The 12,163-nt window shown below is 66.2% G+C and carries 12 protein-coding genes; 9 read left to right on the top strand and 3 right to left on the bottom strand.

Translation table 11 applies throughout. The annotated features are described in order from the left end of the window. Positions 1-32: 32 nt before the first annotated feature. Positions 33-1,427 (bottom strand): argininosuccinate lyase, encoded by a 1,395-nt coding sequence (argH, locus tag J5M67_RS13200; RefSeq protein WP_207885781.1) that lies wholly within the window; start codon positions 1,425-1,427, stop codon positions 33-35. 230 nt (positions 1,428-1,657) lie between these two features. Here argH and J5M67_RS13195 point away from each other — a divergent pair, with 230 nt between their 5' ends. From J5M67_RS13195 to J5M67_RS13170, 6 genes are all read left to right on the top strand, one after another. Further along, entirely contained in the window at positions 1,658-2,728 is a 1,071-nt protein-coding gene (locus tag J5M67_RS13195) for a sensor histidine kinase (protein ID WP_207885886.1), read from the top strand. A 4-nt stretch (positions 2,729-2,732) separates the two neighbouring features. Further along, on the top strand, positions 2,733-3,479 hold the full coding sequence (algR, locus tag J5M67_RS13190; protein WP_207885780.1) for an alginate biosynthesis regulator AlgR: 747 nt from the start codon (positions 2,733-2,735) through the stop codon (positions 3,477-3,479). A 112-nt stretch (positions 3,480-3,591) separates the two neighbouring features. Further along, positions 3,592-4,533, top strand: a complete 942-nt coding sequence (gene hemC, locus J5M67_RS13185) for a hydroxymethylbilane synthase (protein ID WP_207885779.1) — start codon at positions 3,592-3,594, stop codon at positions 4,531-4,533. After that, positions 4,530-5,300, top strand: a complete 771-nt coding sequence (locus J5M67_RS13180) for a uroporphyrinogen-III synthase (RefSeq protein WP_207885778.1) — start codon at positions 4,530-4,532, stop codon at positions 5,298-5,300. Before hemC ends, J5M67_RS13180 begins: the two co-directional genes overlap by 4 nt. A 15-nt stretch (positions 5,301-5,315) precedes the next feature. Beyond that, positions 5,316-6,425 (top strand): uroporphyrinogen-III C-methyltransferase, encoded by a 1,110-nt coding sequence (locus J5M67_RS13175; protein ID WP_207885777.1) that lies wholly within the window; start codon positions 5,316-5,318, stop codon positions 6,423-6,425. Beyond that, positions 6,422-7,654, top strand: coding sequence for a heme biosynthesis protein HemY (locus J5M67_RS13170; RefSeq protein ID WP_207885776.1), 1,233 nt, complete (start codon positions 6,422-6,424; stop codon positions 7,652-7,654). The genes J5M67_RS13175 and J5M67_RS13170 overlap by 4 nt, the downstream gene beginning before the upstream one ends. Positions 7,655-7,700: 46 nt before the next feature. On the opposite strand, the gene J5M67_RS13165 is transcribed toward J5M67_RS13170, so the two are convergent. Continuing rightward, the gene (locus J5M67_RS13165; RefSeq protein ID WP_243434651.1) at positions 7,701-8,645 is read right to left on the bottom strand and encodes a sorbosone dehydrogenase family protein; all 945 of its coding nucleotides are present in this window, start codon (positions 8,643-8,645) and stop codon (positions 7,701-7,703) included. A gap of 254 nt (positions 8,646-8,899) precedes the next feature. On the opposite strand from J5M67_RS13165, the gene J5M67_RS13160 reads away from it, so the two are divergent. Together J5M67_RS13160 and rsd are read left to right on the top strand one after the other, a co-directional pair. After that, positions 8,900-9,382, top strand: a complete 483-nt coding sequence (locus tag J5M67_RS13160; RefSeq protein ID WP_207885775.1) for a disulfide bond formation protein B — start codon at positions 8,900-8,902, stop codon at positions 9,380-9,382. Between the two features lie 254 nt (positions 9,383-9,636). After that, positions 9,637-10,104 (top strand): sigma D regulator, encoded by a 468-nt coding sequence (rsd, locus tag J5M67_RS13155; RefSeq protein ID WP_207885774.1) that lies wholly within the window; start codon positions 9,637-9,639, stop codon positions 10,102-10,104. Positions 10,105-10,161: 57 nt separating this feature from the next. Here the strand turns inward: rsd and J5M67_RS13150 are convergent, their stop codons facing one another. Further along, on the bottom strand, positions 10,162-10,812 hold the full coding sequence (locus J5M67_RS13150; RefSeq protein WP_207885773.1) for an FKBP-type peptidyl-prolyl cis-trans isomerase: 651 nt from the start codon (positions 10,810-10,812) through the stop codon (positions 10,162-10,164). A gap of 127 nt (positions 10,813-10,939) precedes the next feature. Between J5M67_RS13150 and J5M67_RS13145 the strand changes: the two genes are divergently transcribed. Further along, positions 10,940-12,163, top strand: a complete 1,224-nt coding sequence (locus J5M67_RS13145) for an AlgP family protein (protein ID WP_207885772.1) — start codon at positions 10,940-10,942, stop codon at positions 12,161-12,163.

The raw sequence follows: 12,163 nt of genomic DNA, 5'->3' as shown, positions 1-12,163 counted from the left end.
AAGGCCGCGCCTGGCGGCGCGGCCAATCACACTTAGCGCGCGGCGAGCAGTTCCTTGCCCCGCACGACGGCGGCGCGAACCTGCTTGGGCGCAGTGCCGCCGATGTGGTCGCGGGCGTTCACCGAGCCTTCCAGGGTCAGCACGGCGAACACGTCGTCGGCGATCTGGTCGCTGAACTGGCGCAGCTCGTCCAGGCTCATCTCGGCCAGATCCTTGCCGCTGTCCACGCCGTACTTCACCGCGTGGCCGACGATCTCGTGGCAGTCGCGGAAGGGCAGGCCCTTGCGGACCAGGTAGTCCGCGAGGTCAGTGGCGGTGGAGAAGCCGCGGCGGGCCGCTTCGCGCATGATCTCGCGCTTGGGCTTGATCGCCGGAACCATGTCGGCGAAGGCACGCAGGCTGTCGCGCAGGGTGTCGGCGGCGTCGAACAGCGGCTCCTTGTCTTCCTGGTTGTCCTTGTTGTACGCCAGCGGCTGGCCCTTCATCAGGGTCAGCAGGCCGGCGAGGTGACCGAACACGCGGCCGGACTTGCCGCGTACCAGCTCCGGCACGTCGGGGTTCTTCTTCTGCGGCATGATCGAGGAGCCGGTGCAGAAGCGGTCGGGCAGGTCGATGAACTGGAACTGGGCGCTGGTCCAGAGCACCAGCTCTTCGGAGAAGCGCGACAGGTGCATCATCGCCACGGCGGCGGCGGCGCAGAATTCGATGGCGAAGTCACGATCGGAAACGCCGTCCAGCGAGTTGCCGGAGATGGCTTCGAAGCCGAGCAGCTCGCAGGTGATGCTGCGGTCGATCGGGTAGGTGGTGCCGGCCAGCGCGGCGCTGCCCAGGGGCATGCGGTTGGCGCGCTTGCGGCAGTCGACCAGGCGCTCGTAGTCGCGGCTGAGCATTTCGAACCAGGCCAGCAGGTGGTGCCCGAAGGTCACCGGCTGGGCGGTCTGCAGGTGGGTGAAGCCGGGCATGATGGTGTCCGCTTCGGCTTCCGCCAGACCCAGCAGGCCCTGCTGCAGGCGGGTGATTTCGGCCAGGATCAGGTCGATCTCGTCGCGCAGCCACAGGCGGATGTCGGTGGCCACCTGGTCGTTGCGCGAACGGCCGGTGTGCAGTTTCTTGCCGGTTATGCCGATGCGGTCGGTCAGGCGCGCTTCGATGTTCATGTGCACGTCTTCCAGGTCGACGCGCCAGTCGAAGTTGCCGGCCTCGATCTCGCTCTGGATCTGCTTGAGGCCATCGATGATGGTGTCGCGCTCGGCGTCGGTCAGCACGCCGACCTTGGCCAGCATGGTGGCGTGGGCGATGGAGCCCATGATGTCGTGGCGGTAGAGGCGCTTGTCGAAGTCGACGGAGGCGGTGAAGCGGGCGACAAAGGCATCGACGGGCTCGCTGAAGCGGCCGCCCCAGGACTGGTTGGTCTTCTCTACGCTCATGGATTTCTCTCGCGGAAACGGGCAGGCGCGGCGCGCGGCCTGCATGACGGGCAAAGTGCGACGATAATAGCAGGCTGAACGACAAAACCGGCGGCGCTTTGGCGGTTGGGGTGGGGGAGTGGCCGGGAATCGCCGTGCAACCCCGGCCGATCCTTGCGCTCTCCGACAATTCCCGGCTCTGGTCGCACGCCGTGCTTGCCGCCGTGCGGACGCTTACGGAAACTGCGTCGATGCTCATACTTGCCAAGACCGGCACCCGACCGGCACCCGAAGACGACTTCTTCATTCCCGAGCTCTGCCAGCCCGAGGCGCTGTTCAGCCTGGTGGTGCTGGCCGAGATGCTGGTGCTGGTGATCGTGCTGGCCGAACCGATGACGCCCAGTTTCAACTGGGTACGCCTGTCATTGATCTCGCTTTTCGTGCAGTGGATCGTGCTGCTCTCGGCTGGCCTGCTGTGCCGCCTGCGGCCGCTGCTGGCACGCTGGCCAGCCTGGCGTGCGGGGGCGATCAGCTGCGCGCTGGTGGTGGCGCTGACCCTCGGATGCACGGCGGCGGCTGACTACCTGTCCCTGGGCGGGCCGATGTCGCGTACCGGCGAGGTGAATCTTTACCTGCGCCATGCATTGATCGCCCTCATCATGTCCACCCTGTTGCTACGCTACTTTTATCTCCTGAGCCAATGGCGGCGTCAGGAACAGGCCGAACTGCGGGCACGGATCGAGTCGCTGCAGGCGCGTATCCGTCCGCATTTCCTGTTCAACAGCCTCAATAGCATCGCCAGTCTGATCGAGCTCGACCCGGGCAAGGCCGAGCAGGCGGTGCTGAATCTGTCGGACCTGTTCCGTGCCAGCCTGGCCAAGCCGGGAACATTAATTTCCTGGGGGGAGGAACTCGAGTTGGCCAGACGCTATCTTTCCATAGAGCAGTTTCGTCTTGGCGACCGCTTGCAGCTGGACTGGCAGGTGGGTGGCGTGCCCGATGGCGTGCCGATCCCCCAGCTGACGTTGCAGCCCTTGCTGGAGAACTCGCTGATTTATGGCATCCAGCCGCGCATTGAAGGCGGACTGGTGAAGGTTGAGGCGGACTACCGTGACGGTGTATTCCAGCTCTGCGTGAGCAACCCGTACGACGAGTCGACGCAGACGTCGCCCACGAAGGGGACCAAGCAGGCGCTGCAAAATATTGCGGCGAGACTTGCGGCACTTTTCGGGCCAAAAGCTAGTCTCAGCGTCGAGCGCCGTGACGGACGGCACTACACCTGTCTACGCTATCCATGTGCGCGTCTCATGCAGGAAGCCTGAGCTTATGAATGTCCTGATCGTCGATGACGAACCCCTGGCGCGAGAGCGCCTGGCCCGGCTGGTAGGGCAAATGGACGGCTATCGCGTCCTTGAACCCTCTGCCAGCAATGGTGAAGAAGCGCTGACACTGATCGACAGCCTGAAGCCGGATATCGTCCTGCTGGATATCCGCATGCCCGGCCTGGACGGGCTTCAGGTGGCGGCCAGGCTGTGCGAGCGTGAAGCCCCGCCGGCGGTGATCTTCTGCACCGCCCATGACGAATTCGCCCTGGAGGCGTTCCAGGTCAGCGCGGTCGGCTACCTGGTCAAGCCGGTCCGCAGCGAGGACTTGGCCGAAGCATTGAAGAAAGCCTCGCGGCCCAACCGCGTGCAGCTGGCGGCGCTGACCAAGCCCCCGGCGGCCGGTGGCCCTGGCCCGCGCAGCCACATCAGCGCGCGGACTCGCAAGGGCATCGAGCTGATTCCGTTGGAAGACGTGATCTTCTTCATCGCCGACCACAAGTACGTGACCCTGCGCCACGCTGCCGGCGAGGTGCTGCTGGATGAGCCGCTGAAGGCGCTGGAAGACGAGTTCGGCGAACGCTTTGTGCGCATCCACCGCAACGCGCTGGTCTCCCGCGAGCGCATCGAGCGTTTGCAACGCACCCCGCTGGGGCACTTCCAGCTCTACCTCAAGGGGCTCAATGGCGATGCCCTGACCGTCAGCCGCCGGCATGTCGCAGGCGTACGACGACTCATGCATAACCTGTAGCGACACAGTGCCGCATTCCGCGTGAAGCCTGGGCTCCCCGCCCGGGTTTCTGCGCGCGCGAGCTGTTATGATGCGGGCAATCTCTTGCACGCTTCAATGCACGGAATTGTCCATGTCTTCTCGCGAAATCCGTATCGCCACGCGCCAGAGCGCGCTGGCCCTGTGGCAGGCCGAATACGTCAAGGCCCGCCTGGAGCAGGCCCATCCCGGCCTGGTCGTTACCCTCCTGCCCATGACCAGTCGTGGCGACAAGCTGCTCGACGCGCCGCTGGCGAAGATTGGCGGCAAGGGCCTGTTCGTCAAGGAACTGGAGACCGCGCTGCTGGAAAACGAGGCGGACATCGCCGTGCACTCCATGAAGGACGTGCCGATGGACTTCCCCGAAGGCCTGGGCTTGTACTGCATCTGCGAGCGCGAAGATCCGCGCGACGCCTTTGTCTCCAATACCTTTGCCAGCCTCGATGAGCTGCCCGCCGGCAGCGTGGTCGGCACTTCCAGCCTGCGTCGCCAGGCCCAACTCCTGGCCAGCCGCCCGGACCTGCAGATCCGCTTCCTGCGCGGCAACGTCAACACCCGCCTGGCCAAGCTGGATGCCGGCGACTACGACGCGATCATCCTCGCCGCCGCTGGCCTGATCCGCCTCGGCTTCGAAGATCGCATCCGCTCCTCCATCAGTGTCGAAGCCAGCCTGCCGGCCGGCGGCCAGGGCGCGGTGGGCATCGAGTGCCGTACCGCCGACAGCGAAATCCATGCGCTGCTCCAGCCGCTGCATCATGCGGAAACCGCCGTGCGCGTGACGGCCGAGCGCGCCCTGAACAAGCGTCTCAACGGTGGCTGCCAGGTGCCCATCGCCTGTTACGCCGTGCTCGAAGGCGATCAATTGTGGCTGCGCGGCCTGGTTGGCCAGCCCGACGGTAGCCAACTGCTGCGTGCCGAAGCACGGGCCGCGCGGGCCGACGCTGAAACGCTCGGCGTGAAGGTGGCCGACGCGCTGCTGGAGCAGGGCGCCGAGGAAATCCTCAAGGCGGTGTACGGCGAGGCCGGTCACCCGTGAGTCACTGGCGGCTGCTGCTGACTCGTCCCGAAGAGGAGTGTGCGGCACTGGCCGCGAGCCTCGCCGAGGCGGGCATCCACAGCGCCAGTCTGCCGTTGCTGGCGATCGCCCCACGGGAGGAGACCCCGGCCGAGCGCAGTCTGGTTCTTGACCTGGACCGCTACTGCGCGGTTATCGTGGTCAGCAAACCGGCGGCGCGCCTGGGACTTGAGCGGCTCGACCGCTACTGGCCGCAGCCGCCGCTGACGCAGAGCTGGTTCAGCGTGGGCGCGGCGACCGCGGCTATCCTCGAAGACTACGGCCTGACCGTGCACTACCCCGCAGACGGCGACGACAGCGAAGCCCTGCTCAGGCTGCCGGCGCTGGAGCAGGCCCTGCAGGTACATGATCCGAAAGTGCTGATCCTGCGTGGCGAAGGTGGCCGAGAATTCCTCGCCGATTGCCTGCGCGGCCAAGGCGTGGCGGTCGACTATCTGGAACTCTACCGGCGCGAAATGCCGTCTTATCCCGCGGGTGAGCTGTTGCGGCGCATCCGCGAAGAGCACCTGAACGCCGTGGCGATCAGCAGCGGACAGGGGCTGGAATATCTGCATCAGCTGGCGGCGCAGGACTGGCCGCAGGTGTGTGCTCTGCCGTTGTTCGTGCCCAGTCCGCGCGTGGCCGAGCAGGCCCGCGAACTGGGCGCGCAGCGGGTGATCGATTGTCGGGGCGCCAGCGCTGCGGCACTGATGGAGGCGCTGCGGAGCGTCGACAAGAACAATTTCTGAGCGAAGGATGGATCTGTGAGCGAAGCCGTCACTCCCCAAGAGACTCCCACTCCGACCAATCCGGCCCGTGAGCCTGCACCGCGCAAAGGCGGCACCGGCATTGCCCTGCTGGCTCTGCTGGTCGGCGCCGCCGGCCTTGCTGCGGGCGGCTGGGGTGTCTGGCAAGTCCAGCAGCTGAAGATCGCCGAGCAGCAGCGCGCTGCCCAGCTGGAGGACGCCCGCGCGCAGGCGCAGAGCGTGCAGAACAGCAACGCCCTCCTGAACAAGCGTCTGGACGCCTTGCCGAGCGCCGAAGAACTCGATGCCCGCCGCCGCCTGGTGGTGGAGCTGCAGGGCGACCAGCAGCAGCTGGCCAAGCAGCTCAAGCAGGTGCTGGGCCAGAGCCGCCAGCAATGGCGCCTGGCTGAAGCCGAGCACCTGTTGCGCCTGGCTGCGCTGCGTCTGTCCGCACTGCAGGACATCGACAGCGCGACCGAACTGGTGCAGGGCGCCGACGATATCCTGCGCGTGCAGAACGATCCGGGTGCCTTCGCTGCCCGCGCGCAACTGGCCAAGAGCCTGGAAGCGCTGCGCAGCCTGCCGCGTCCGGACCGCACCGGGCTGTTCCTGCAACTGGGCGCGCTGCGTGACCAGGCTGCACAACTGCAACCGTTGAACCCCGCCTTCAAACCCGCCGATGCCGGCACCGGGCCGAAGACCGCCTGGAGCGATGGCAACGATCGCTGGAGCGAATGGTGGGATCGCATCTCGCAGTACGTGCGCATCGACTTCAACGCCGGCCAGGACATCCGCCCGCTGCTCTCCGGCCAACAACTCGACCGCGTGCGCCTGGCCCTCAGCCTGGCACTGGAACAGGCGCAATGGGCGGCTCTGAACGGCAAGCAGGAGGTCTACCAGCAGGCGCTGAAACAGGCCCGGCAGATCGTCGGCGACTTCTTCAACGCCGATCTTGCCGACAGCCGCGCCCTGGCGACCCGCCTCGACGAGCTGAGCAGCCAGGCCGTCACCGTGCAGACGCCGGACCTGGGCCCCGCCCTCAGCTCGCTGCAGGCCTATCTCTCGCGCCGCGACGCCGCTGCCGCGCAGCAGGAAACCGTCGCGCCTGACGCGGGGGCCCAGCCATGAGCCGCGTCTATGTGCTGATCCTGGCCGTCGTGCTGGCGGCCACCCTGATCGGTCTGGCCGTTGCCGAGCAGTCGGGCTACGTGCTGATCGCCTACAAGAGCTTCCGCTACGAATCCAGCCTGTGGACCTTCCTCGCACTGCTGGTGGTGTTCTGGGCGGTCTACCTGGCGGTACGGGTGGCGATGCGTCTGCTGGGCGTGTCCGGGCGGGTGGTCAACCCCTGGTCGCGCTTCAACCGTCGCCGCCGTTCGCTGTTGGCCGAGGAGAACGGCCAGCGAGACCTCGCCGAAGGGCACTGGCAGCAGGCGCTGCGTCACCTGCGCCGCGCCGCCGAGTTGAGCGAGCGTCCGCTGCCGCACTTCCTGGGCGCTGCCCGCGCGGCCAATGAACTCGGCAAGACCGAAGAATGCGATGAGTTGCTCGATCACGCCCTGAAGCGTGAGCCGGGCGCCGAGCTGGCCGTGGGCCTGACCCGTGCCCAGCTGCTGATCAACCGTGGCGATGTCGGCCAGGCGCGTACCGTGCTGGACAAGCTGCACCAGGACCATCCGCGCCATCCCACCGTGCTGCGCCTGCTCCAGCAGCTGTACGTCAGCCTGCACGACTGGCAGGCGCTGTGCGTGCTGCTGCCCGAGTTGCGCAAGGAGCGGGTGCTGCAGAACGCCGAGCTGGCCGACCTGGAGCGCCGCAGCTGGATCGCCTCGCTGGGCGAGGCCGGCGAGCAGGGTATGGGGCAGGGCGAGCGCAGCCTGCATGCTTTGACCCAGCGCTGGCAGAGCGTGCCGTCCAATCTTCGCGCACAGCCGCCGCTGGTGGCGGCGTACGCCGAGCAGCTGCTGCGCCTGGGCGCTCCGGAAGAAGCCGAAGACGTGCTGCGCAAGGCCCTCAAGGAAGGCTACGACAGCCGCCTGGTGTACCTGTATGGCCGCGCCCGCGGTCGCGATGGCGCACACCAGCTGAAGACCGCCGAAGGCTGGCTGAAGCAGCATGGGGACGACCCTGAGCTGCTGCTCACCCTCGGTCGCCTGAGCCAGCAGAACAAGCTGTGGGGCAAGGCGCGCGAGTACCTGGAGGCCAGCATCGCCCGCCAGCGCAGCGCGGAGGCCTGCGCCGAGCTGGCGCGTCTGCTGGCGCAACTGGGCGAGGTGGAGCGCAGCAACCAGCTGTTCCAGGAAGGCCTGGGCCTGTTGGCGCCGTCGGCTTCGTTGCCGGTGGCGGCTCGGGCCTGATCCCGATGCCTGAAGAAACGGCGCCTGCGGGCGCCGTTTTGCTTTCTCAGGGCTTGTCGTAGCTGATGCGATATATCGCGCCTTTCTGGTCGTCGCTCACCAGCAGCGCGCCGTCGGGTGCCACCAGTACGTCGACGGGGCGGCCATGCACGCCGCCGTTCGCGTCCAGCCAGCCTTCGGCGAATACGCTCTGGCGCTTGAGCGAGCCGTCCTCGTTGAGCTCCACCCGCGCCACGCGATAGCCGATCTTCTGGCTGCGATTCCAGGAGCCGTGCTCGGCGATGAACAGGTTATTGCGATACTCCGGTGGGAACTGGTCGCCCGTGTAGAAGCGCAGCCCTAGCGCCGCCACATGCGGACCGAGCTTGGCTACCGGGGGAGTGAAGGCGGAGCAGGGCGTCTTGCCTTGCTCGGGGTCGGCAAGGTCGCCCTGGTGGCAGTCGGGATAGCCGAAGTCCTCGCCCACGCGGCTGACCTTGTTCAGCTCGTCGCTGGGCAGGTCGTCGCCCAGCAGGTCGCGGCCGTTGTCGGTGAACCAGAGTTGCTGCGTCTGCGGGTGCCAGGTGAAGCCGACGGTGTTGCGGATGCCGTAGGCGACCACTTCGCGGTCGCTGCCATCGAGGCTCATGCGTTGCAGGTTGGCGTAGCGTTCGCGGTCCGGGCGGCAGATGTTGCAGGGCGCTCCGACCGGAACGTAGAGCTTGTCATCCGGCCCGAAGGCGATGAATTTCCAGCCATGGGCCGTCTCGGCGGGGAATCGGGCGGGCAGCTCCTCGGGCGCAGGCGGTGCGTCGAGGTGCTTCTCGATATCGCGCAGGACCAGGACGCGGCTGATGGCCGAGACATACAGGTCGCCCTTGCGGAAGGCTACGCCCACGGGCATCTGCAGCTTCTCGGCCACCACCGAGACACGGCCGTCCGGGCGCACGGCATAGACCTTGCCAGCGCTCGAACTGCCGACGAACAGGGTGCCCGCATCGCCCCAGGCCATGGCGCGTGCGCAGGCACCTGGTCGGTAAACAGGCTGATGTGGAAGCCCTCGGGCAGTCGGATGAATCCCAGTGAGTTGTCCGAACAGGCTGGCAGGCTGATCAGACACAACAGCGCAAAAAGCGGCAGCGGACGACGCATGGCATGGATTCCCGGATGAGTGCCACCGGCAGTTTAGACAGCCGCCTTGAAACGGCGCCGGTCTTTCCTCTACCGTAGCGCCCTTCCTGCAGCAGCCCATTCAGCGGAGCCGCCATGAACCTGGCCAGCCCTCGTTCCCTGTTCTTCCTCGCCTTCATCGCCTGCGCCGCCATGCTCGGCACCGGCTTCTACCTGCAGTACGTGATCGGGCTGGAGCCCTGCCCGTTGTGCATCCTGCAGCGCATCTTCTTCGCGGGCGCCGGACTCTTCGCGTTGATCGCCGGGCTGCATGGCCGTGGCGCTCGCGTGTACTCGGTGCTGATCCTGCTCTGTTCACTGGCCGGTGCCGGCACCGCGGGCCGGCAGATCTGGCTGCAGACCCTGCCGCCGGACCAGTTGCCGGCGTGCCTGCCGCCGCTGGATTACATGCTCGAAAGCATGCCCTACACCAAGATCATCTACACCATGTTCCACGGTTCGGCCGACTGTGCCGAGGTCAGCTGGACCCTGCTCAGCCTGAGCATTCCGGAGTGGAGCCTGCTCGCCTTCATCGCGTTCTCGCTGTTCGCCATCTTCCAGTTCTTCCGCCGCGGCTGAGCGTCGCAGCCCTTTCGGCCCTGGTCTGCGCTGTGCGGCGCAGGCCAGAGAGGCCGCGGCTTGCCGATTAAACGCTCGTATTAATTTTCCGCGCACCGGTGTCTTGAAGGCAGAATCGGGCGGGCATACTCTGGATTTCCATTCCGCCGGAAAGCCGCCACCGAAGAAAACCAATTTCGCGGATGTCGAACGTCGACAGAATATTGTCCCGGGGCGGACATTGCCGGGACGGCGACAAGGGAAGTGAGGACAACATGCTCGAGAGCTGCCGTAATGCCCAGGAACGTTGGGGAGGCGTACACCAGCTGATCGACCGCTGGCTGCGGGATCGACATGAATTGGTCCGGGCATTCGATTCCCTGGACGGTGTCCAGGCGCCGAAGACCAACGCCCAAGACCTCCAGAGCTTCTGCCAGCTTCTGCTCGACTACGTGTCGGCAGGGCACTTCGAAGTCTACGAACAGCTGATGAACGAAGCGCAGGCCTTCGGTGACACCCGGGGTCTGGAACTGGCCAAGCAGATCTACCCCCGCCTCGAAACCATCACCGCCAACGCACTCAACTTCAACGATCGCTGCGACAACGGCGACTGCCGCGAAGGCACCTGCCTGACCAGCGAGTTGAAGAGCCTGCGTCAGCAACTGCACGAACGCTTCGAACTGGAAGATTGCCTGATCGAAGTGCTGCACAACGCACACGGACAGAACGTCGCCACGGTCTGATCGATCGCCTTGTGCGAAAACGGCGCGAGCGCTTTGAGCGATCGCGCCGTTTTTGTTTCAGCGACTCTCCAGCAGCTCGATCTCGAACACCAGGGGCGCGTAGGGTGGAATCAGGTCGCCCGCGCCGTCGGCGCCATACGCCAGTGCCGAAGGCACCACCACTCTCCAGCGAGCGCCTACCGGCATCGCCTGCAGCGCCGTGCGCCAACCGGGAATGACCGCGTCGAGACGGAACCATTGCGGTGAGGTGCTGGCATCGAACGGGCTGCCGTCCGCCAGGCTGCCGCTGTAGTTCACCCGTGCCTCGCGCAACTGTGGATTGCTGTTGCCGCGTCCGGCTTTCAACTCGCTGACCAATACGCCACCGGGCAATTCGCGAACACCGTAGCGGGCCTTTTCGTTGACCAGAAAACGCTTCTCCGCAGCCCTTGCGGAGTTGCTGGAATCGGTGGGCGCAGGGGAGTTTTTCTGCTCCTGATCGTGGGCGCCGAGCACCGTCGCCATACGCTCGGGCGGCAGTGCCAGCGGCTCGCCGCGATAGCTCTGGCGCAGGCCTTCCAGCAGGTCGTTGATGGCGATGTCGGGGACTTCCTGATGCAGTCTTTCGCCCAGTTGCACACCCAGGCTGTAGGCCAGTTCATCCTTGGGTGGTGCGGCGCTGGCCAGCAGAGGGGCGAGGAGCAAGCAGAGCGGGGCAAGACGAAGCATGGGTTCTCTCGGCTGTGAAATCCGCTGGAGATTATGCCGGGCGCGGCCTCCAGCTCAATCAGGACAGTGGCGAGCGGCTTCTGACGGGGCTAGTATGGGCGCAACCACGTCCGCCAGGAGGCACGTCATGTCGGCCAACAAGAAACCAGTCACTACCCCTTTGCACCTGCTGCAGCAGTTGTCCCACAGCCTGATCGATCACCTCGAAGACGCCTGCAAGCAGGCCCTCGTCGACGCAGAAAAACTCCTCGCCAAACTCGAGAAACAACGCGGCAAGGCACAGGAGAAACTGCACAACGCTCGCACCAAGCTGCAGGAAGCCAGCAAAGAGGGCAAGGCCAAGGCTCAGGCCAAGGCGAAGTCCGCCATCGCTGAGCTGGACGATGCGCTGGAAACTCTGAAGACCCGCCAGACTGAAACCCGTGCCTACATCGCTAACCTCAAACGCGATGTTCAGGAAAGCCTGAAGCTCGCCCAGGGCGTGGCAAAAGTGAAGGAAGCCGCAGGCAAGAGCCTGGCCAGCCGCAAGCCGGCCGCCGCTGCCAAGCCGGTTGCCAAGCCTGCTGCTAAAGCTGCCGCCGCGAAGCCTGCTGCCAAACCGGTTGCCAAGGCTGCTGCCGCGAAGCCCGCCGCTAAACCGGCTGCCAAGGCTGCTGCTGCGAAGCCCGCTGCCAAACCGGCTGCCAAAACTGCTGCCGCGAAGCCCGCCGCCAAGCCGGCTGCCAAAGCTGCTGCTGCGAAGCCTGCCGCAAAACCGGCTGCCAAAGCTGCTGCTGCGAAGCCCGCCGCCAAGCCGGCTGCTAAAGCTGCTGCCGCGAAGCCCGCCGCCAAGCCGGCTGCTAAAGCTGCTGCTGCGAAGCCCGCCGCCAAGCCGGCTGCTAAAGCTGCTGCTGCGAAGCCCGCCGCCAAGCCGGCTGCTAAAGCTGCTGCTGCGAAGCCCGCCGCTAAACCGGCTGCCAAGGCTGCTGCTGCGAAGCCCGCCGCCAAGCCGGCTGCCAAAGCTGCTGCTGCGAAGCCCGCCGCCAAACCGGCTGCCAAGGCTGCTGCTGCGAAGCCCGCCGCCAAACCGGCTGCCAAGGCTGCTGCTGCGAAGCCCGCCGCCAAACCGGCTGCCAAGCCTGCTGCTGCGAAGCCCGCCGCCAAACCGGCTGCCAAGCCTGCTGCTGCGAAGCCCGCTGCCAAACCGGCTGCCAAGCCTGTTGCAGCCAAGCCGGCCGCTCCGGTAGCGCCTGCCGCACCGGCTGCTCAACCGACCGCGCCGGCTGCTCCTGCCGCTGCTCCGGCCGCCAGCGCCACTCCGGCACCGGCAGCTCCGGCCAGCACCAGCAACCCCTCCTCCAGCGCTTCCTAA

The sequence above is a fragment of the Pseudomonas sp. 30_B genome (genome assembly GCF_017491605.1).
Taxonomy (GTDB): domain Bacteria; phylum Pseudomonadota; class Gammaproteobacteria; order Pseudomonadales; family Pseudomonadaceae; genus Pseudomonas.
Note: the sequence above shows the minus strand (reverse complement) of the source record. Positions and strands in the feature narration are given on the sequence as shown.

Excerpts from the sequence above, each read along its gene's own strand:
- argH (WP_207885781.1), bottom strand. The coding sequence starts at position 1,427 with ATGAGCGTAGAGAAGACCAACCAGTCCTGGGGCGGCCGCTTCAGCGAG.
- J5M67_RS13195 (WP_207885886.1), top strand. The coding sequence starts at position 1,658 with ATGCTCATACTTGCCAAGACCGGCACCCGACCGGCACCCGAAGACGAC.
- algR (WP_207885780.1), top strand. The coding sequence starts at position 2,733 with ATGAATGTCCTGATCGTCGATGACGAACCCCTGGCGCGAGAGCGCCTG.
- hemC (WP_207885779.1), top strand. The coding sequence starts at position 3,592 with ATGTCTTCTCGCGAAATCCGTATCGCCACGCGCCAGAGCGCGCTGGCC.
- J5M67_RS13170 (WP_207885776.1), top strand. The coding sequence starts at position 6,422 with ATGAGCCGCGTCTATGTGCTGATCCTGGCCGTCGTGCTGGCGGCCACC.
- J5M67_RS13165 (WP_243434651.1), bottom strand. The coding sequence starts at position 8,645 with ATGGCCTGGGGCGATGCGGGCACCCTGTTCGTCGGCAGTTCGAGCGCT.
- J5M67_RS13160 (WP_207885775.1), top strand. The coding sequence starts at position 8,900 with ATGAACCTGGCCAGCCCTCGTTCCCTGTTCTTCCTCGCCTTCATCGCC.
- rsd (WP_207885774.1), top strand. The coding sequence starts at position 9,637 with ATGCTCGAGAGCTGCCGTAATGCCCAGGAACGTTGGGGAGGCGTACAC.
- J5M67_RS13150 (WP_207885773.1), bottom strand. The coding sequence starts at position 10,812 with ATGCTTCGTCTTGCCCCGCTCTGCTTGCTCCTCGCCCCTCTGCTGGCC.
- J5M67_RS13145 (WP_207885772.1), top strand. The coding sequence starts at position 10,940 with ATGTCGGCCAACAAGAAACCAGTCACTACCCCTTTGCACCTGCTGCAG.